The 19,834-nt window shown below is 45.4% G+C and carries 18 protein-coding genes; 3 read left to right on the top strand and 15 right to left on the bottom strand.

Annotated elements, in window-relative coordinates; all coding sequences use genetic code 11:
- The 3 genes from fdxA (AAEY83_RS05665) to AAEY83_RS05655 all read left to right on the top strand — a co-directional run bounded on the left by fdxA (AAEY83_RS05665) (position 1) and on the right by AAEY83_RS05655 (position 1,967).
- Entirely contained in the window at positions 1 to 324 is a 324-nt protein-coding gene (fdxA, locus tag AAEY83_RS05665) for a ferredoxin FdxA (RefSeq protein ID WP_025646412.1), read from the top strand.
- Positions 325 to 365: 41 nt separating this feature from the next.
- On the top strand, positions 366 to 689 hold the full coding sequence (gene fdxA, locus AAEY83_RS05660) for a ferredoxin FdxA (protein WP_025646411.1): 324 nt from the start codon (positions 366 to 368) through the stop codon (positions 687 to 689).
- A gap of 174 nt (positions 690 to 863) precedes the next feature.
- Positions 864 to 1,967, top strand: coding sequence for an RNA-guided endonuclease InsQ/TnpB family protein (locus tag AAEY83_RS05655; protein ID WP_300314483.1), 1,104 nt, complete (start codon positions 864 to 866; stop codon positions 1,965 to 1,967).
- Between the two features lie 44 nt (positions 1,968 to 2,011).
- Here the strand turns inward: AAEY83_RS05655 and AAEY83_RS05650 are convergent, their stop codons facing one another.
- From AAEY83_RS05650 to gspG, 15 genes are all read right to left on the bottom strand, one after another.
- Entirely contained in the window at positions 2,012 to 3,505 is a 1,494-nt protein-coding gene (locus tag AAEY83_RS05650; RefSeq protein WP_025645131.1) for a fused MFS/spermidine synthase, read from the bottom strand.
- Positions 3,506 to 3,603: 98 nt separating this feature from the next.
- On the bottom strand, positions 3,604 to 4,005 hold the full coding sequence (locus tag AAEY83_RS05645) for a prepilin-type N-terminal cleavage/methylation domain-containing protein (protein WP_025645127.1): 402 nt from the start codon (positions 4,003 to 4,005) through the stop codon (positions 3,604 to 3,606).
- Positions 4,006 to 4,225: 220 nt separating this feature from the next.
- Positions 4,226 to 4,717, bottom strand: coding sequence for a pilin (locus AAEY83_RS05640; RefSeq protein WP_025645125.1), 492 nt, complete (start codon positions 4,715 to 4,717; stop codon positions 4,226 to 4,228).
- 345 nt (positions 4,718 to 5,062) lie between these two features.
- Positions 5,063 to 5,497: a type IV pilin protein gene (locus AAEY83_RS05635; protein WP_037058931.1), complete on the bottom strand. Its 435-nt coding sequence runs from the start codon at positions 5,495 to 5,497 to the stop codon at positions 5,063 to 5,065.
- Positions 5,497 to 6,084 carry a type IV pilin protein gene (locus AAEY83_RS05630; protein WP_025645120.1) on the bottom strand — a complete coding sequence of 196 codons (588 nt, stop codon included), beginning with the start codon at positions 6,082 to 6,084 and terminating at the stop codon, positions 5,497 to 5,499. The genes AAEY83_RS05635 and AAEY83_RS05630 overlap by 1 nt, the downstream gene beginning before the upstream one ends.
- 57 nt (positions 6,085 to 6,141) lie before the next feature.
- Positions 6,142 to 10,056, bottom strand: coding sequence for a PilC/PilY family type IV pilus protein (locus AAEY83_RS05625; RefSeq protein WP_025645118.1), 3,915 nt, complete (start codon positions 10,054 to 10,056; stop codon positions 6,142 to 6,144).
- 86 nt (positions 10,057 to 10,142) lie between these two features.
- Positions 10,143 to 10,961, bottom strand: coding sequence for a hypothetical protein (locus AAEY83_RS05620; RefSeq protein WP_051397423.1), 819 nt, complete (start codon positions 10,959 to 10,961; stop codon positions 10,143 to 10,145).
- A gap of 13 nt (positions 10,962 to 10,974) precedes the next feature.
- Positions 10,975 to 11,910 (bottom strand): PilW family protein, encoded by a 936-nt coding sequence (locus tag AAEY83_RS05615; RefSeq protein ID WP_025645114.1) that lies wholly within the window; start codon positions 11,908 to 11,910, stop codon positions 10,975 to 10,977.
- Positions 11,910 to 12,551: a type IV pilus modification protein PilV gene (pilV, locus tag AAEY83_RS05610; protein ID WP_025645112.1), complete on the bottom strand. Its 642-nt coding sequence runs from the start codon at positions 12,549 to 12,551 to the stop codon at positions 11,910 to 11,912. Before pilV ends, AAEY83_RS05615 begins: the two co-directional genes overlap by 1 nt.
- Positions 12,551 to 13,018: a pilus assembly FimT family protein gene (locus AAEY83_RS05605; RefSeq protein ID WP_025645110.1), complete on the bottom strand. Its 468-nt coding sequence runs from the start codon at positions 13,016 to 13,018 to the stop codon at positions 12,551 to 12,553. Before AAEY83_RS05605 ends, pilV begins: the two co-directional genes overlap by 1 nt.
- Before the next feature lie 278 nt (positions 13,019 to 13,296).
- A complete protein-coding gene (locus AAEY83_RS05600) occupies positions 13,297 to 14,142 on the bottom strand; it encodes a ComF family protein (RefSeq protein ID WP_025645108.1) in 846 nt (281 codons plus the stop codon).
- 23 nt (positions 14,143 to 14,165) lie between these two features.
- Positions 14,166 to 15,548 (bottom strand): phospholipase A, encoded by a 1,383-nt coding sequence (locus AAEY83_RS05595; protein WP_025645107.1) that lies wholly within the window; start codon positions 15,546 to 15,548, stop codon positions 14,166 to 14,168.
- A gap of 487 nt (positions 15,549 to 16,035) precedes the next feature.
- Positions 16,036 to 18,282, bottom strand: coding sequence for a cytochrome c biogenesis protein CcdA (locus AAEY83_RS05590; protein ID WP_051397422.1), 2,247 nt, complete (start codon positions 18,280 to 18,282; stop codon positions 16,036 to 16,038).
- 55 nt (positions 18,283 to 18,337) lie between these two features.
- Positions 18,338 to 18,910, bottom strand: coding sequence for a protein-disulfide reductase DsbD N-terminal domain-containing protein (locus AAEY83_RS05585; RefSeq protein ID WP_025645103.1), 573 nt, complete (start codon positions 18,908 to 18,910; stop codon positions 18,338 to 18,340).
- A 307-nt stretch (positions 18,911 to 19,217) separates the two neighbouring features.
- On the bottom strand, positions 19,218 to 19,679 hold the full coding sequence (gene gspG / locus AAEY83_RS05580; RefSeq protein WP_037058954.1) for a type II secretion system major pseudopilin GspG: 462 nt from the start codon (positions 19,677 to 19,679) through the stop codon (positions 19,218 to 19,220).
- Between the last annotated feature and the right edge of the window lie 155 nt (positions 19,680 to 19,834).

Below are 19,834 nucleotides of genomic sequence, written 5' to 3'. Positions count from 1 at the left end.
ATGACCTTTATCGTTGCAGATAACTGCATTCTTTGTAAATACACCGACTGTGTAGAAGTCTGCCCAGTGGACTGCTTCTATGAAGGACCGAACTTCTTAGTCATTGACCCAGACGAGTGTATCGACTGCGCCCTTTGTGAGCCTGAATGTCCGGCCAATGCCATCTTCTCAGAAGACGAAGTGCCAAAAGGACAAGAGATATTTATTGAGCTCAATGCCGAGCTTGCTCAAAAGTGGCCAAATATCACTGAGATGAAGCCAGCCATGCCAGAAGCCGAAAAGTGGGATGGCGTCGAAGGTAAGATTCAGTATTTAGAGAAGTAGGCGATTTAACCCATAGGCGCTTTGATAGCAGGTAGTTCGCTATGACCTTCGTCGTGACCGATAACTGCATTCTTTGTAAATACACCGACTGCGTAGAAGTCTGTCCAGTAGACTGCTTTTATGAAGGGCCAAACTTCTTAGCCATTGACCCTGACGAGTGTATCGACTGCGCATTATGTGTGCCCGAATGTCCTGCCGAAGCGATATTCGCTGACGATGAAGTGCCCAACGACCAACTGATTTTCTTTGAGCTCAACGCCGAATTGGCAAAAAAGTGGCCAAACATTACCGAGATGAAAGGTCCCTTGCCAGAAGCCGAAAAGTGGGATGGCGTCGAAGGTAAGATTCAGTATTTAGAAAAGTGATGTCGCTATAAACAAAATCTTTATACATTAGGCCGTAGCTTTTGCTGCGGTCTTTTTTTATCCAACGTTGCCGTAAAACCACCCACTTCAGGGGGTGGATATAAGGCGACATATACTGTCGTGAGTAGTACTTAAAGGGTTGTAAGTTGAAATTAACCTCGCCATACTAAAGGTATGAAAACCCTCAAGCTACGCATCAAAGACAAACACGTAAACCAGCTAAACAAAATAGCTGGGAGTGTTAACTATGCGTGGAACTATGTTAATGCGTTAAGTTTTGAGCATCTAAAGCGAACAGGTAAATTCTTTAGTGCCTACGACCTAAACGAATACACCAAAGGCAGTGGCGAACTATTAGGCTTACACTCACAAACTCTGCAAGCCATAAACGAAACTCATACCAAATCTCGTAAGCAGTTTAAAAAAGCCAAACTAAATTGGCGAACCAACCGACCCGATGCCAAGCGAAAAAGTTTAGGTTGGATTCCTTTTAAAAAGTCAGCAATCAAACATCTGCACACCAGACAAACGGGAAAGAAAGCACTTAAATCAACCATACAGCTATCGCTCTCTAAGGGTCAAAAGCTCATCATAGATGTCTTTGATAGCTACAACCTAAGCCTGTATCAAATCAACACGCTTGAGATAGTGCAAGACAGCCGTAATCGTTGGTATGCCTGTATTACCGTCAAAGATTTTCCTAGACAAGTAAGTGGGATGGGCAGCGTTGGTATTGACTTAGGCTTAAAGGAATCTGCTACCACATCAAACGGTGACAAGCTGACAACCAAACAAACGCAAAAGTGGGCTGAAAGGCTTGCAATAGCTCAACGAGCGAAAAACAAACAGCGTGTCAAAGCAATACACGCCAAAATCAAAAATTCAAGGTTAGATGCAATTCACAAATTCACCACCAAGCTTGTTAAAGACAATGCTTTGATTGTGGTTGGTGATGTTAAATCACGCTCATTCACAAGTAAGAAAACCAACCTAGCTAAATCAACATACGATGCAGGATGGTTTGAACTCAAAAGACAACTGGAATATAAATGCAAGTATGCAGGTTGTCAGCTTGAGATAGTAAATGAGAGATACACTACCCAAACCTGCTCGTGCTGTGGCGATATGTCCAGTAGTCCGAAAGGTAGAGCAGGTCTTGGAATCAGAGGATGGAGGTGTGCTGAGTGTGGCACATGGCATGATAGAGATATCAATGCCGCTAAGAACATCCTTGCGGTCGGGCTTGACCGTCTTGCAGAAGGAATCCCCTCACTTTAGGGAGGGGAGGAAGTCAAGCCGTAAGTCATTTCATTGAGCGGTATCTACATCGCCCGATAATAATACCGATCCAACCTCGGCACATCATCGGTGTGTAGCGCTTGTGACTGCTCAAAAAACGTCACTTGCGTAAGCTTGACGCTACCCGGACATTGAAAATTGCAAAGCATGATGTTCTGTATCGCTTCGCGATTACTCTGGTTCGATGTCGCTTTAGTGAGAATATAAGCGTCATCACCGAATACCTCATGCCAGTTGTTAAATAGCGTTTGGCTATAGCCATGCTCTGCGTTGGCCTTGCCGATCATATTGGCCATGATATAGCTACTATTATTCTGAAACTGGCGTAGTGCTTCGATAGTGTACAAGTTCCCTGCCACATGACGCCCTTGAAAGGCATCAATCAGCATAAAGTCATAACGCGCCTCGCGATGACGGGTTAAATAGCCACGTGCATCATCACCGATGAACTTAATATTGGGCGCGATTGGTGCTTTTAAGAAGTGCGCTTCTACAATGTCGGGTAACCCCTTATCAATGTCGATAACCGTCAGCGCCATATCCGGATTATGATGCGCCACTTCGCTAGGTGTGCCCATCCCTGCCCCGCCAAGGAATACTAAAGTCTCAGGTTTGATGTCATCAATGGCTTCGACGGTAATCTTACCGTACCAATGGCAGTTTTTTTTGGCGAGATAGAGCCAGCAGCTACTGGTCGTCTGTCCGGGTTTATCGGTAATAGTCACCGCTAATTGCTTATCGATGACGGTTTGCTTAATAAACCAAGCGTTTGTCGCAGTCTGATAGCCGGTATCGACTTTATTCAAGAATATAAAAATAAAAGTCACCGCGACTGCCGCTAGCGCAAGGCTATAATTCATGCGATGGGTCGATAAACTTAGCGGCTCATCACTCGCAATTTGCACTGCTAAGCGCGTACATAAATAAGCGCTAATGGCCAAAGCGGCGATAAATAACGCGAGGCTACTCATTAGGCCAATATAAGGCAGCAGCAATATCGGCGTCAGCGTCGAGCCCAGCACACTACCGACAGTAGTAACCGCCACCATCATGCCGGCATTCTTGCCAGCATCAACGCCGTCAGCGTTCTCATACTTTAAAGATAAAAACTGAGTAATCAGCGGAATAGCGGTCGAGCCAAAGGCCAATCCCACCCCGAATAATAGCCCAACGCCGATAGCAGCGATAATCGGACTATCTACACTGGCGGTCATGGCGGCAAGAAGTGGCAGCTGAATAATACAAGCAATGGCGTGAGAGATAGCCGATAAGGATAAAACGTGTCCGGCCTTAAGTAATGCCTGTCTTGGGGTGTGAATATCTTGTGAGAGACGACCGCCATACCAGTAACCTAAGGCAATGGCGATCAGCACCATCGCGAGGATAACGCCAGTAATAGAGATGGACGCGCCGATATAAGTGGCGGAGATACGAATGGCATATATCTCAATCCCCAAACCGGCAAAGCCCTCAAGCAGGGCGATCGCGAGACAAACACCTAACACCTTTTTTTGCATAAAATGAGTCATCATCATATTTTAGATGAGGTGATTTTACACTATTGGGGTTGGGCGTGTTTGGGAAGTGGTTGTTTGGTTTAATAGAAAGAATTTAATTAAGGCATTATTCGACAAGGCGAGCCATTAGGAATATCGCACTCGATACGGGCATTGGATGGCGATTTTGCAACAGCAATGATAGGCTGCGCGGTGTCGGTAGTCCAGCCTGCTGCATCAGTGATACTGAGACAGGCACTAGGTGTCGGCGCGGTGGCGACAGTGTTGCCGTCTTGGTCGTTGAGCAGATAATAGATATGGTTGCTATAGGACTTCGCCTCAGACATACATGCACCCTGCTGGGCTTCCGCGATATGTTGATTATAACTGGGGATTGCAATCGCTGCCAAGATACCGATGATAGCGACGGCGATCATTAGCTCTATCAAGGTATAGCCAGATTGCGCGCTGCCTGATTGTGTCAGGTGACGATTTGCGGCAGTATGATGTTGATACTTCATAGCGTTATTATCAATTAATGGGATAATTGCTATGGTGCAGAGAGTATGCCAGTTAGGTTTGCGGCGATTAGCCAGTTATTAAACATAAAAAAGCCAAACAATTCGTTTGGCTTTTTATATAAAGCGAGGCACTTCACAAGCTGTTTTATAGGAGATAGCTGTTGTCTAGCAAAGCAGTATTACCTGAGCTGGGCTAAGAGCCCAGCCTACGCTTGCGTAATTAGATTTGATCACAAGTTTTTGGGCGAACTTTTTGGTCTAAATTAGAAGTACATTCCCATGTTCCTGCAGCCTCATCATATGTGAACTTTACATCTTTATCAGCTACAGAAGCGTTTAATCCTTCATCTTTAAAGTTTGCTGTTAATACACAGGTTTTATCCGTATCATTTGGTGCAGCTGTAATAGACTCAACAAACTTGCCATCCGTAGTAATCTCATATAGTGCACCAGCGGCTTTAGCATCTACTTTATTTTCACCTTCTCCTGACGCTTCAACAGGTTCTGAATTGCTACAAGCTGCCAGACCATTCGAAGAAATACCTTCCACAACTGGCGTTTTCAATCCAGCTAATAAGGTCATGGCTTCAGATACTTGAGCGCGAGCAGTATAGTTCTGATACTGAGGAATAGCAATCGCCGCCAAGATACCGATGATGGCAACCACGATCATTAGTTCGATTAGGGTAAAACCTTTTTGAGCAGTGTTCATAAGAACTCCTTAGGGTAGTATAGAGACAGTCGATTATAGACGACCTATCTTTAATTTACAGATTAAAATTAGCTATTACGCCTTACAGTATTAACTGCATATTACATGCCAAATATCAAAACTCACTGACTTTATTGAACATAATAGGTTTTACCCTATTTTTTACCGTTTATAACAGTAATTTGACCGCTTGTTAGTGTATCGTTAACATAATGTTACTGTCAACCTGCTAATTCTTGTCAGTTCAGTCACTTAACATAACAGAGCGTAACTTTGATTGACGTTTTTTGTCAATTACTTATGACAACTGACAAAATTTATATCATCATTGCCATTTCAAGGCGTTTAGTTCCACTGATCGCCGCTGCCGCAAGTGTTGACATTATCGATCATTCGACATTTAACTCCTAAATGGTTAAGAGTTAAAACGCCGTCGGCTTCCATCTGACCACCCTCAACTGGAGTCGCGGTAATAGTCCAGTTAGCAGTCAATGGGTCCGGTGTTACCGTCACCGTGTAGAGCGCTGTACCCTGAGACGGATAATCCTTATTATCGAAGTCACTCATCACCGCCGTGCTAATGGTGCTATAGCTGCCTTGTGCTAGCTTTCGGCTCTCTATTGTATTAGCAATGTTTTGCATCTCATTCATCACATCAGCGCGGTTGGTTCGCTCCACATAGCCCTGATAGCTTGGATAAGCAATAGCCGCGAGTATACCGATGATAGCGACGACGATCATCAGCTCTATTAGGGTGAAGCCGTTGGTATTTTTTAGCATTACCACTCCTTCTGACCTGTACCACAATCAGGCTTTTCAATATCAATAGCGCTCTTGTTTTGGCAGCGTAGGCCATTACTGGCTAGGACGATATTACTCGCATCTTGAGTGATACCCGTCTTGCTCTTCTCCGCTAGCATCTTCCACGACCTGCCAGTGGTGGCATTGACCAAATTTGGCTTGTTAGGATCAACCGTAGTGACTAGTGAATTGCCCGTAGCTGTACCATCGACTAGCGTAATCTTGTAGCGGTAGTTGCTAGAGTCTGCCCCGTCTGGCACATAAATAGTGGTGTTATCCGCTTCATCATAGCCATAAGTCACCGTACTATCATTAGCGATCACTCGTGGCTCAAAGCCTTGATAGGTTAAGGCACGCGCGCGCCAGCGCTCAAGATCAATCTGTAGCTGTAGCATCTTCGCCTGAGCATCGCGCTCAGCATTCATGACCACATAGCGGCGATAGCTAGGGACAGCGATAGCCGCGAGGATACCGATGATCACGACGATGATCATCAGCTCGATGAGGGTGAAGCCTGCGCTAGCGCTACGCTCTGATACTAAGCGGTCTGTCGCCATAGTTGCCATTTGCTGTTGTCCCCGCTTATTCACCGTTATGGAGTAGCACGACTCGCCACCAGTGCATTATTCGCCCGTTCTTTGTTGATACCAAGCTTTTGGTTGTAGAGTATAGCGCTCATTGAACAAAAACTCGGTAGCGCTGCCATCACCGCCTACGAAGGTGGGACTACCTGTGCCAGGATATAGATCCTTGATATTACTATCGTTTTTGAAGCTATCTTCATTGTAACCAGCACGATTGGCCGCTTTAATACGTTCAGTAATGGTGGTGGTGCCGATCAACACTTTAACGTCTTTGTTGTCCGCATTATAGGCCCCAAGGGTCAGCTCTTGGATACCTTGCCCTGCTGGGATAAAACCGCCAGTACCTGTAATAGAGGTTTCATCCATACAGATACCATAAGGCAGACAGTATAACTGACGCTCCGAGCCGCCCATAATCCGTGCGGCACAGCTTGAGACTGTGCCATAGAGCTTGTCAGGATTATAAACAGTGGTATAAAGGATGTTATTGATCGCAGTCATGCCGCCTACGCCTTTATTATAGCGCACGTTGTTATAGCCATCGAAGCGAGTTAATGGATAATACCAACCTTTTTTATCACCCGTAATCATCAAGTTTTTGGTAGTGGTTTTTTTCTTCTCGTTAGGCCGAGCTCCAAGCTTGTCTGCTAGGTTGACCAGATCACTATCTTTTAATTCTGTTATGGAAGCCTTAAATCCGTTTTTATACAGATCGTTACTAGTAACGTCGCTATCAATAATGCCATAGATACGGTTGGCATATTTGTTGTTATCACGCAAGGTCGATAGCGGCGAGCTGCGGTTACCAGAGATAACGTTGACCAAAGCAAATATCTTACCGTTGTTTACGCCACCTTCACTACGATAAAAACTGACCACCGGACGATTATAAAAACGATAAGCATATTTATCGTTGCTATTGGGCTGTAAAATACGGGTGATGCCTTTATTGCCGAACTTACTGACCGCTTCAAAGCCAAACTGTTCAATCCGCGCATTTTCGAAGTCGGCGCGGAACACTTGCCCGCCGAGGTCGGCGGCATAGAGGTGGTCCATTAAACCATCGTTATCTCTATCTAGTACCGTAATTTCACCCGTGAAGCTGTGAATCATATTTTCATTATCACTCTTGCTAGCTGACCAGATCAGCTCGCCAGTTTTAGCATTGATCATGTAGATAGCATTGCCTTGAGCAGGCTTACTAGCAGTGGGTAAATATTCAGCATCTTCGTAGCTCATATCATAGCCACCACCGAATATCAGCACGTCAGTAGCCTCCGTATTTTTCTTAGTCTCTGAACCTTTAGTTAAACGAATTTTGGCCGCGGTGGGTTTACTCCAGATCTGACCTAAGCGGCTAAAATTAGTGGATTTGTCACCATTAAGACCCTCAGGAGTAATGCTAAACTCAATCTTGGGGCTAGACCTTTCACTAATATCGATACCATAGAACGCCTCGCCGCCCATACGCAGGCCGCCGTAAGCCATCATGCTACTGGCAGTCACTCTATTATTATCTAGATCATAGTTATAATCAGTCTCAACTAACCACGGCGCATCAACCCCAAAGTAGGGCGTGCCAACTTCATCTTTGAAAGAGCCATCAACTAAGGCTTTTGGCTGAGTTTCCATCATCAGCTTGGGGATAATCGCAAACTCTTCCTCACCGGTCTCCGCATCAACCAAATGCAGTGCCCCATCCATTGAGCCAAATAATACGTAATCGTCGCGCGTATCAGTGATACGGCCATTACCATCAAGATCAGCACCATAAGATACCGCTGTCGGAGTCGAGTGCACGACCCCGCCGAGTACTTTGACTTCTTTAACAGGCTTATCAAGCTTTAATTTATTGACATCTTTATTACTGGTAGGCTGACCGTCATTGGTAAGCACTTCATCAAAGCCTAAAAAGCTTAGCAAGCGGCGTTTATTAATCTCATCGCCTTTGTTGTAGACATTATCAACAAGCGTATCAAAACCTACTGGCTTACCATTACTGTCCACCGATACTTTACGCAAGATAGGTTGATTATTTGAGGTGTCTTCTACATATACCGTACGCACACTTGATAGCCCAGATGCTGGGGTTTTTAGTTGTGCGTAGACGCCGCCTGCCATAATATCGTTGTTGGCGGTTTTGCCACCTTTGATAAAGTTACCATCTTGCCATAAGTCCCGCGTGCCTGTATTAAGTTCACCTGCAATGTTTTTAAACAGTAAATTATCGCTTTTACCATACAATGTGCCTTCATCTAGGTTATATTTTTTAAGATTACCACGCCAAATACTAGCAGCTGAGGCAATATCGGGGTCAAGCATAGGCAGATAAGCATAGGGCAGCTGATTGGCGGCGCGATAAGGATCATCTGGAATGGTAATGGTGCCCGAGGGTGCGGTATTGATCGTTTGTACTAAGTTTGCAGCGAAGTCGGCTACACTGGCAGCGATGTCTTTTGACTCCTCAGTGTAATAAAAACCGCCATCGCCAAAGGTCTTAACTTCATTGTCGCCTTTACGCTCGCCCAGTCTACATAGGTTTCGGGCGTTTGTGCCTACACTACCACTTTCACAATCAACGACTTTGACTTTTTTGCCATTGGTAATAATATCTCGTGTCCCTGTCAGGCCATCAAAAGTCTTACCAAAGCCTACCGTAGCCGTCTTAATAGGTAACTTACCGGGATTAGCAGGGTTACGTAATAGCTGAGAGTAACTTGCCATACAGCCCCAGCCTTGCTTACTGCTTCCTGATAGACCTGTTAAGCTGCTGTTGTCACATGAGTCTATTGATAAAGTAGAGCCTTTCAAAGACATGTTCATTATCGCTTTTGATTCTGAGTCCTTGATATTATTAGACGGCACACCATCTGTCAGCAGATATATGCCATTACCACTACACTCATCATCATTGAGTGGTGAGATATACGCATTTTTATTTTCATTTTTTACTTTAGAAGTCGTAATAGAGGCAGCGAAACCACTATTTTCATTATCACCTGCAAAATAAGTACGACCTCTATCATCATGATCAATATTAGAGCTAGAGTTCACATAACCGGAGATTGAGCTATATTCATCATCCCAGCTGCCCCAATTACGGCAATCATAAACATATATATCTAACTCATCATCGTATGATAATGAGCTTTCATTACTATAGCAGCGCCGCCAATAAGGATTTCCTCTATAATACTCGCGTTCAGCAGCGACCGTAACATCGTCAATAGTAGTTGTACCCATCATATAAGCACCGGCTTCTGTCAAAGCTGGCGCTGTAGGTGTGCCGCCATTGGCTGTTAACTCTTTAATTTTCTTGATAAGCTCTATGCGTTGATCGGGAGTTAAAGCGCGTGTTGGTGCTAATACATATGCTGAGTCACCATCGCTATCGTAACTAAAGGCACCCACGCCTACCTCATAATCATCTGGTAATGTGCCTTTGTCTTTATCTTCGATCTTGTTATTAGCTTTGATTTTGTCGCCCTTATAAACCTCGTCAGCCAGCATTTCTATCAGCGCTTTTTGTAGGCGCGTTAGTCTATCAAAGCGCATGACATCATTATCATCGTCATCTTCTACATAACAACCCTTTGGTGTGAAATTAATACTCTCAACAAGGTTGCTATTGAGCTTGCCATCAGCGTCGCGCCCGCGTATGACTGCAGTGATCTCTTCTGAGCTTTGGCTTTTATATTTGCTCTCACATTCGTCACCATAGTCATTTTCTATACTGCGCTCGTCCATACTGCCTGAGATATCGAGCATCATAAAGATAGTGGCCGTACCTGGTTTGGCAGCAGCATAGATCTCCAGATCGCCAATGGGCTTGCGGTTGATCTGGCTGTTGTCAGTGTAGGCGGGCGTTGTCATTAGCCCAGTGATGATCGCTGCTGCCAATACTTTAACAGGCCATGCATGGCGATCAGATGGTGCTTTATCTCTGTGTTTCATGACCTATTCCTTATATGCGATAAAAGCAATTATTCTATAATGATAATGCTGTACCTAGACATAGCTTTAGCTTTGTCAAAATCCTATTAACTGGCCGGCAAGGCACATAGTTTGCCGCTGCCTTTTCCAAAATCGACGCATTTGGTGCGTTTGGACTGGTTTTCGACATTGGCCATCTCATAAACAACCACGTTGGGTACGCCCGCTTTTACCATACAGCCGCCTATAGTGTCTGCGCTATCGGTGACAGAATGTAGACGGCTGGTCTTCTCAAAACAGTCCTTATTATCGACTTTGGTATCAGCGTACGACGGCAATACGGCAGTACTATTGATATCAAAAGTAAAGGCTTTACTAGATATCTCGCTACTGTCTTGGCCAATGGTATAGCTGCTAAACGCCTCGTTAGTCGCATTGGGCGGGGTCAGCGCGACATTGACCTGCGTCATACTGGCATTACGCGCACTGACATAATCATCTGCATTATTAGGATTACAGTAGCCTTTATCATTCAAGTTACCTGAGGGCACAACAATCGAGGCTTTATTGATATCGAAGAACTGCCCACGCGGGCGAAAGCAAAAGATATACTCATGATCAATACTGTCCGTATTAAGCATAAAGTGCCCAAAGGGGCCACTGCGCGAGATCATATCATCATAGATGGCTTTATCACTACTACCATTAACACTTTGCTCAATATTTTGATTGGCGTTATCGGCTGATTGTAACAATAAGGTATTAATCTGATCGCTAGTCGCTAGACGCAGATCGGTGGTACTCTGCTTAACGGCTATAACGCCTGCAAAGATAATCAATACTAAGAATAACAGCACCACAATGAGTACAGCGCCTTGTTGGGTGGTAGGCAGCTGCTGAGGATATGAGCGAAGCGTATTAGACATTTGATCTCTTCCTTTATGGGGAGCTATTGACAGTAGCGATAACACTCATCACCCGAGCGCTGCGTAGTAGTACAGTGGACTCATAACTGCGCCGGTAGTATTTTTTGCGCGTGGTATCTGTCTTTAGGGTATGAGTAGCTCCTAACAAGGTAAATTCATCAGCGTCAGCATCAGCGATCAAAGGCGTGTTACTACGGACAATCATGCCAAGCTTGACACTAGTGATGGCTGGTTTTTCGTCGTCAGTGGGTTTGTCTATTAGCGCATAGACACTTGGAGGTAAGTAGGTGAGCTTATCAACATCTGCTTGTGCGCCGAGCAGCACTTTGAACTGATCAACGGCTGCGACCACAACCGCTCCATTGTCTGTAAATGCTGCAGTGACATTACCATCAGCATCGACGCGCCCAGCGCTGCATGCGAGTACCAAGTTTTTAGTTGTGTCTGAGCTGCTCGCACCATTGGCAAGACGCACAAAGTAACGCTCTACCACCCAGTCAGCTTCGCCTTGTTCGACCTTACCCCCTTCACAATCGTACAACTCGTCTGGGGTAATGTTTTTATACTGAATCGTCAGCTGATCGCTGGCAATATCTTTAATATTTGACACTCCCGTACTCGCATCAATAGTGAAGTATTTGACGTCTGTAGAATTAGCATTACCAAGATTAGCTTGAGCCAATACGATGCCGCCATGATCGGTACTGTCCGTGATATAGTTGATAGGATTGCCAAGATTGGCAAGGCGCACATGCTCCTCGATACTCTGCATAGCAAAGATGCTACTGTCTTGTACCTCTGAGGCGCTTTGTTGCACCGTAATGGTACGAGTATTAATCAGATAGACTTGCATCACTGCCGCAGATATCAGCAGTCCTAATACCAGCGATATCATCAGCTCGATTAGAGTAAACCCAGCCATTGCCTGACGCTTAGCACTATAATTCATTAGTAGGCCTCCGAAATCAAGCACTGGCTGCCGCTCTTATAGACACCATTGCTATCAGCGCAAGCTTTTTCGTCATCGTCATCAAGTATCGCCTTAGTGCTATTCCAAGCGGTAATCACACACATCTGTGTTTGTATTGCTTGCGTGGTAGTACCGGGGCAGGTGGTTACATTTACCTTAATATCTTCGTCAGTCGCTATTTTTTTGACCATAAGGGCATCGCGCGCTGCGAGCTGATTGATACTGCAAGCTTGCTTAGCTACTTTTTTGTCATCAACAGTCTTAATGCTTGTTGATAAACAGCTGTCTGTGCCTGTGATGCTGATATCATCATTGTCAACCTTAACGGTACTAGTCGCTGAACCGCTTATAACCGCTTGGATCGTTGGTACAGCTCCAGGGTCTGAAGCTGCGGCAGTGGTAAAAGCTGTGCCACTACCTGTCACATAAGCTTCTGGGTAGGCACGCATCACCTCAGACAAGTTTCGCACTAAAGTCATGGACTTAGTACGCACGAGGCTCTCATCGGTGGCGCTGACCGCTCTGATTTGCAGCGCACTAAACCCTAATACCGCTACTGACAGTAATAACACGGCCACTAATACTTCCACCAGTCCGACGCCTCGCTGACGATGCATCATTAGCAGCTTCCTCCTATAGAAACGCTAACCTGTCCAAGCTTACTCACTTTGACTAGTCGTGGACTTGCATTGGTATTGCTATCGCAGATAGTCAGCGTCTCTTCATCGGCAGTTTTATTAGGTTTAAACACTACGTCATCGCCATCTATAACACTCTTAGTATTATAAGTATAGCTTGCGATGCTAGTTGAGCTATTATCTTCAATCTCGATTTTATAGTCGTCATCATCGATAGAGACTTCAATCTCCTGACGACGAATAACACTTTCAGCTTTCGCTTCTTTCAATGCGCTCACTAGAGTAGCGGTTGTCGCTTTCACTCGCTGATTGGCCAGTTGCGTACTTATATTAGGCGCCGCGATACCGACAATAATAGCCAATACCGCAATCGTCACCATCAGCTCAATCAGAGTAAACCCTGCCGAATGATTATTGTTATAAGACGAATTAGATAAAGCAGTAGTCACATCCAAATCCTAAAACCTTATAGTTAGCGCTAAGTTGACTAGCAATAATTCGCGAAATGCTATTGTTTTTATTCTGTTATAAAAACAGTCATATCTTATAAAGATGCAATATTTGTTCCGTTTATCTAAGCTATTAGCTACTGACAATACGGCCTGAATACCTTTACACATTTAAATAATACAAAAACAATTGAGGTTTATTACATACAAAAATAACACTAAAAACGTCAAGACTCTAGTCATCTTTACTATAGCAATAGATATACAGTCTATAAGAATTATTGGTTTTGACTACCGTGTGCTAGAGCGTACGCTGAAATATGGTACTTATTAGTTTTAACATCAGCAGTCTGGCTGGCGCTATCAGTAGCGTAATTCATACTACCATGAGCTGTTCTAGTAGCTTCTAGAGGGGTTAGATAAGGCTGGTCTGGTAAGAAGGCACGCGCTAATGCTTGCAAGCTCGCACCTGTGGTTGCGACATCATCGAATAGCAGTAAGCGTTTGACTGGCGGGGTCTCAGTCAGTACAAAAGCATCATTTAGATTGGTTAGGCGCTCGCTTCGGGTGAGGCCTTGCTGGCTAACCGTATCGTCCATGCGCGCGACCCCATGCCATAAGGGGATTTTCCAGTGTTTGGCGAGATGGATTGAGAGGATAGTGACCGGATCGAAACCGCGTTTACGTAAGCGGTCATCGGTCGTGGGCATAGGTAAGATGACGCTGTTACCCGCATGACAGCCTTTCGGCCTGGGTAGTTGCCGCAGCATATGTACCAGCAGAGGTAGGCGGCTCATATCCTCACTATGTTTGAAAGCACGAATGGCTTGGCGCAGCGGATAATCGTAGTAGCTAGCGGCTTGAATCGGCAAGGTGACGGATGCTGCAATATCAACATAAAAAGGCGCCGGTAGCCAAGCGATACTGCGCTGACAGCGACTACAAAGCAGGCTTTTATGAGCAGTTGCAAACAGGCTAGAAGATTGACTGGCTGATAGGTCTGCATGATTAGAATCTGCAGGTTCAGTATAGGGTGCTTTACGATAGCAGCCGCATAACTGGCAGCGTATATTGACATACTCTGCCAGCCATAAGCCGAGCTGATAAGGTGCAGGGCGGCGCAAGGGCTAGACTCCTAATAGTTATCCTAAAAGCCTTTCCAGTCGTTGAGCACTATACCGAAGCCGATAGCGGTGTTTTCGTGGTTGTAATCAATGATAGACTCGCCGTACCCTTGGAATAGCTGTACATAGCCATTGACGTTTTCGGACAAGGGATAAATATAGTCAATTTGAGCCGCGCCTTTATTAGTGCTTGGATTATAGCGCAGCGTACCACTGAGGCTTTGTTGATCAGGTAGATCATATAAGAACTTGATATCGCCGTAGCCCATGTAGTCCTCGATATCTGGGTTATCTTCGCTACTCTCATCTTCATTGTTGATGCGGGCCCATAGACGCGGTACTACTGAGAGCTTGCCCCACTCCGCTCCGGCTAGTAGATAAGCGCGGTTCCATGAGCGTGATAAAGGGTCGTCTTGACCGTTTGAGTGGTGAATCGCGCCCGCCCCTAGCATACGCAAACGTCCGCCAAAAGGTAAGTCAGCAGCTACTGGCTGAGTCAAAAATATCTCTGGCTGATAGTCCGTCGCGCGAAACGGTCTTGAGTTATCTTCGTTATAGACCTGCCAATGCGACTCTTGAGTATAACCAAACCATAAGTCAGCACTGGTATCGAATAAATCCTCGCCAACCTTTGTCTTTAGCGATAACTGAAATTTCAGCTCAGTGTTGCGAACGTCATTAGAAGTAAACGTTTCACCGGGTTCATCTGGATTACTAGGGGTTGGGCTAAGATTAGGATCAAAGGTATAAAATAGCGGTAGTACATAAGTTGGCCGATACGGTCTGACCGTCCAAGTGCCGCGCTCGCTGTTTTGATCTAAGTCATACGCTAAGCTTAGCGGCGAATATCTCTCTATCTGCTCTTGGGTGACTCCCACCTCTTCTAATACTTTTGCTTCTCTTTTTGTCAGCCCTACTGCACTTAAACTTGTATTAGTCTGCTCTTGTTCCGTGTCTAAGGTGTCGTCAGCCTCGTCTAAGTCGTCTTGCGCGAGTATCACTTGCGGGTTACCGGAGATAGTCGTCTTAAGGGTTTTGGCGAGATCTACAGGCTGCTTACTCATGGTATAGCTAGGCGTTTTGCCTTGCTCTGCTACTTTATCAAAACAAGCCAAACGTGCCGCGCTCGTCTGAACCTCGGTACATTCAAGAAACAGCTGAGCTTGCTGCGCGATAAAAGCATCGCTAGGCATTTGGCTCGGTTCAATAGCGTCATCGCCTAAATACTCTACGTTAGCCCCAGCTACTGGTATCTCATTGTAGACTGACGCCTCGCTAGCGGCTTGGGCTTGCAAAGCGGTGCAACTTAAAGCGACACCTATAGCTAGGCTCAAAGGCGTCTTTAATGCAGTATTGAAAGTCGGCTGAAGCTGAGCTTGATATCGGGTAATAACCTGAGCAAACATAGTAATCCTTGGTCATGAGGGGCAAAGATGCCGGCATATTATCTGCTGACGACAGCACAAATAAGTAGAGACTATACTCAGTTCAAAGTAAAAAGGGTCAAAAGTTTTGGTATATTACTGATATCAGTCTCTCTATCGCGCGGCTCACTTTCGACGCTGAACCAGAGTGATCTGAGTAACACATCATACTTTTTAGATTGAATCGACTATAGCGGTGATAGTCAGTGATATAAGAGACAAGTCATCGCCTGCTCTTAGACACTATTACTGCTTAATCTATATGAAATAAGGCAATAGCATTAGCCATCAAATATTGTTGCGTTATTGTAATAAAATTATGCACATTATACTAGCATTATCCCTACTTAATATTACGCATTCTGCATTTAAGAAGACTTAATAACGTTGATTATCTCTGGTCATAAAAAAGCGCGATATCCAACCTAAAAGTTAAGTATCGCGCTCGTTTAAACGATTGAATCTGATATCAATTATTCAAAGCCGTCAAAGTCTGTTCGAACTGTTGGCGTCCGATCTCACCGACTTGCTTATTCACGAGCTCTCCGTCGACATAATATAGCAGCGAAGGCGGTCCAAACAGCTGATAGCGTGCTAAGATGGCTTTTGAGTCCGCTGTGGTTTCAGTGATATCGAGTCTGACCAATTGCCAGTCCTGCATCTGCGCGGGGCGATTATGAAATAAGTTTTTTTCCATAATACGGCACTCGATACACCATTCAGCAGTGACATCAACGATAACTTTAGGGTTCGCGGCGATAATGGTATCTAGTTCTGCTAATGTGGTGACATGCTCATCTGTCGCTTGGGCTCCTGCGGCTTGGCTGGTTCCTAAGGCTTGATTGGTACTTTGTCCTGCTGATGACACCATCGTTGGCGCTGCTGTTAGTGACGCTAGAGGATGTAAGCTATCCTCATTGCCTAAGGCGGCACCGATAATCAGCATCGTTGCCCAAATACCGACGACTAAACCTAGCGCTTGCGTCAGCATACGCGCCCGACCGACCCAGCTCCACGCCCAAGTCGCGACCACCATAAACCATAATGCCCAAACCAGAAGCATCACCGGCGAGATAAAGACCCGCTCAATCATTAGCAGTGCTACGGCGAATAATAACAGCGCAAAGCCTTGCTTGACCCAGTCCATCCACGCGCCAGCTTTGGGCATGATCTTGCCTTGCGTCGCGCCAATTAAGATCAGCGGCGCAGAGAGACCGAAACCGAGCATAAACAAAGCGATAAAACCGAGTAGCGGACTGCCAATAGTAGAAACCGCCAACAGTGCGCCAAACAAAGGCGCAGACACACAAGGCGAGACGACTAAAGCGGATAAAAACCCAGTGACTAAGCTACCGCTAGTACTACCAAGCTTGCTGTCGCCGGCTTGGCTTAATTTGTGTAGCTTGTTACTCATAGCATGGGGCAAACGAATTGTAAAGACGCCAAGCATATACAGCGCCAGCAGTACAAAAACAATGGCAAAGCTAATCAGGATAATAGGGTTTTGTAGCCAGCCAATGATGCCAAGCGACTCGCCAAATATCGCAATCACCGCGCCAAGCAGGCCGTAAGCAATAGAGACACCTAGCGCATAGCTTGTGGTTAAGATAACGCCCCTTTTGACGGTTGGGTTCTCTTGACGGGCGACAATATTGGCCACTATCGGCAGCATCGGTAATACGCAAGGCGTCAGCGCTAACCCTAACCCTGCTACGAATAACAGTAATAAAGCCAGCCAAGGATGCGTTGCCAGCCCAAACGGATCTTCGTTACCTAAGCCGTTAATCATGCCGTTATTGCTAGTATTGCTAGTATTGCTAGTATTGCTAGTATTGCTAGTATTGCTAGTATTGTGAGTCTGGCTACTCGTTGTCGTGCCGTCACTGGCAAGGCTGACACTATCTTCGGCCTCAATACTGCTATCGTCGCCAGAGACTGAGCTAGTCGCGGTCATGTCACTATTTAAAGTACCACTCTTCAAAGTGCCACTATCTAAAGTATCGTAATCAATCGCATCGCTGTCTAAATCATCATAGTCGATAGCTTCGTCAGTGGCGAGCGCAGACGACATGGCTGATTGAGTGCTCGTGGCTGCTATTGTAGCCGTATTACTGCCTTTACTGTCCCCACTAGTATCAGCATCAGCATTAATAGACACTGTGGTTTTGATTTTTTCTGGCGGATAACACAGACCCGCTTTGGCGCAGCCTTGCCAACCTATCGTCACCTCGCCCGCATTCACACTTTTGCCGTTGGTGCTAGTTAGCGTCGTGCTAGCCACCACATTGGCTTGGTCAAACACGGGCACTTGCCCATAAGTCGGATCATCGATAGAAACGGGCTTTTGGCTGAACTTGAACGCACTGGCGCTTACCCCAGCCGGCAAGTCAAGCTTGAGCTGATCTTTATAAACATAATGCTCTGGGGTGATATCAAAATTTATAGAAAGCTGTGTGCCTTTAGCGACAGGCTGAGTGCTGCTCGTGACTTGAAAGGCCTCGCCTACTGGTAAGAACTTAGGAGCCGCCGCGCTCTTATTACCAAATAAATCGCTAAGGGACGCCGCTTGCGAGGTAGTAGAAACAGCCATCAACCCTGTGACGGCCACGCCGGTTACTAGCGAGCTACTAGATAACCCTAATGCCAGTAGATAAGCGGCAGCTGAGCGGGCTTTTTTTGTCGGTGCAGGATGATTCATTGACGTCTTTATAGACATAAAGGACTACCTTTTTATTACTGATATTGCACAAGCAAGGTACTGATAAAGACTATTAACGAGTCGCCGGAATATTGATTTTAGTGGTTACTTTTTCTGGTGGATAACATAGCCCTGCGGTCGCGCAGCCTTGCCAATCGATAATGATCGGGGCATTTTTGGCACCTTTACCGTTTTTGGTTGCTAAAGTGGTGGTCGCGACAACCGTTCTTTGTTTAAATACCGGCACTTTACCAAAGGTAGGATCATCGATAGTCACCGGCTTTTGACTGTAGGTAAAAGGCGTGGCGCTGATACCTTTAGGAAAGCGAACTTTGAGCTGGTTTTTATAGACATAATGGCCCGGCGTGATATCAAAGGTAATCGCTAGGCGCGTGCCTTTACTCGTCGCTTTGCTGTCAGTTAAGACATCAAAGGCCTCATCTACTGGTAAAAACTTCGATGACTTACTGCTACTGCTGCTAAACAGATCGCTTAGACCAGCAGCCTGCGCACTCATTGACAGTCCGATCACTGATAAACTAGCGGCTACAGTAATGACCCATACACGAGGTGTTTTTGAGCACATTTTATTGACGTGAGTTTTATTGATAACAGCTGACGCTGACAAAAGCGTTTTGATAGACATAGACAATGACCTCTAATAGCAGTTCTGAATGCTATCGGTGTTCAGTGATAAATATTGCGTTGTAATCTTAAATGTGATGGGTGCACACCCTACATATGGTGATTGAAGATTGATGAAAACAACGCGGAGCAAAACATAATAATTATTATAATATAAATTTATATATTACTCTATTTTACCATTATGGTCACTCATGATAGCTGCGTATAAAAAATATCAACCAATAACGACTTATTGATTGATATTGAGTGTTTATAGGCTAGAGCTGTATGGCTAAAAGCTAATCGAAGCCATGGACAGTAGATAACTATATTTGTGCGTAAATATCCGCGTCTAGCCCTTCACCGCCCTGCTGACCATCAGCGCCTAACGAGAACAGATCATACTGACGCCCTTCGCTACCAGGCGAGGCATATTGGAGCTCGTTATCCCAACCATCTGTCGGATAGCCGCCCTTAATATAACCGCCTTCCGGATAGTTTTTGGCGTCGCTTGGCGGCGTGATTAGCGCATCCAAGCCTTGTCCAGACGTCGGATAGCGCGCATTGTCCACTTTGTACATATCTAGCGCGTTCGATACGGTCGCAAGCGCCGTCTCCGTGGTTTTGACTCGTGCTTTGTCACTTTGTCCTACCACTCTAGGTACCACTAAGCCTGCCAAAATTGCCAAAATCACGATAACCACCATAATCTCAATCAAGGTAAAGCCGGTTTGTGAGCTTGTTTTTGTCAGGTGGCGCTGATGCTGTTGTGCTTTTATGCTAATCATTTGCGCTTGATCCATCTTAGTCATCGCTTGCATCCGTACTGGGTTAATAATAAAAGTCAGTAATAAAGGGCTGTAAAATTTAGGGCGTGTTGAACATTCGACCATGGCACTGACAGAGACTATTTTTTAGGCGATTTGCAGATAAAAATGGTAAG

Origin of the sequence: Psychrobacter sp. TB20-MNA-CIBAN-0197 (assembly GCF_040309765.1) — a bacterium.
Taxonomy (GTDB): domain Bacteria; phylum Pseudomonadota; class Gammaproteobacteria; order Pseudomonadales; family Moraxellaceae; genus Psychrobacter; species Psychrobacter submarinus.
The sequence above is the reverse complement of the archived record's forward strand: the minus strand, read 5'-3'. Positions and strand labels throughout refer to the sequence as shown.

Bases quoted from the DNA above. Each gene is read 5' to 3' on its own strand.
- fdxA (WP_025646412.1), top strand. From the start codon at position 1: ATGACCTTTATCGTTGCAGATAACTGCATTCTTTGTAAATACACCGAC.
- fdxA (WP_025646411.1), top strand. From the start codon at position 366: ATGACCTTCGTCGTGACCGATAACTGCATTCTTTGTAAATACACCGAC.
- AAEY83_RS05655 (WP_300314483.1), top strand. From the start codon at position 864: ATGAAAACCCTCAAGCTACGCATCAAAGACAAACACGTAAACCAGCTA.
- AAEY83_RS05650 (WP_025645131.1), bottom strand. From the start codon at position 3,505: ATGCAAAAAAAGGTGTTAGGTGTTTGTCTCGCGATCGCCCTGCTTGAG.
- AAEY83_RS05645 (WP_025645127.1), bottom strand. From the start codon at position 4,005: ATGAAGTATCAACATCATACTGCCGCAAATCGTCACCTGACACAATCA.
- AAEY83_RS05640 (WP_025645125.1), bottom strand. From the start codon at position 4,717: ATGAACACTGCTCAAAAAGGTTTTACCCTAATCGAACTAATGATCGTG.
- AAEY83_RS05635 (WP_037058931.1), bottom strand. From the start codon at position 5,497: ATGCTAAAAAATACCAACGGCTTCACCCTAATAGAGCTGATGATCGTC.
- AAEY83_RS05630 (WP_025645120.1), bottom strand. From the start codon at position 6,084: ATGGCAACTATGGCGACAGACCGCTTAGTATCAGAGCGTAGCGCTAGC.
- AAEY83_RS05625 (WP_025645118.1), bottom strand. From the start codon at position 10,056: ATGAAACACAGAGATAAAGCACCATCTGATCGCCATGCATGGCCTGTT.
- AAEY83_RS05620 (WP_051397423.1), bottom strand. From the start codon at position 10,961: ATGTCTAATACGCTTCGCTCATATCCTCAGCAGCTGCCTACCACCCAA.
- AAEY83_RS05615 (WP_025645114.1), bottom strand. From the start codon at position 11,910: ATGAATTATAGTGCTAAGCGTCAGGCAATGGCTGGGTTTACTCTAATC.
- pilV (WP_025645112.1), bottom strand. From the start codon at position 12,551: ATGATGCATCGTCAGCGAGGCGTCGGACTGGTGGAAGTATTAGTGGCC.
- AAEY83_RS05595 (WP_025645107.1), bottom strand. From the start codon at position 15,548: ATGTTTGCTCAGGTTATTACCCGATATCAAGCTCAGCTTCAGCCGACT.
- AAEY83_RS05590 (WP_051397422.1), bottom strand. From the start codon at position 18,282: ATGTCTATAAAGACGTCAATGAATCATCCTGCACCGACAAAAAAAGCC.
- AAEY83_RS05585 (WP_025645103.1), bottom strand. From the start codon at position 18,910: ATGTCTATCAAAACGCTTTTGTCAGCGTCAGCTGTTATCAATAAAACT.
- gspG (WP_037058954.1), bottom strand. From the start codon at position 19,679: ATGATTAGCATAAAAGCACAACAGCATCAGCGCCACCTGACAAAAACA.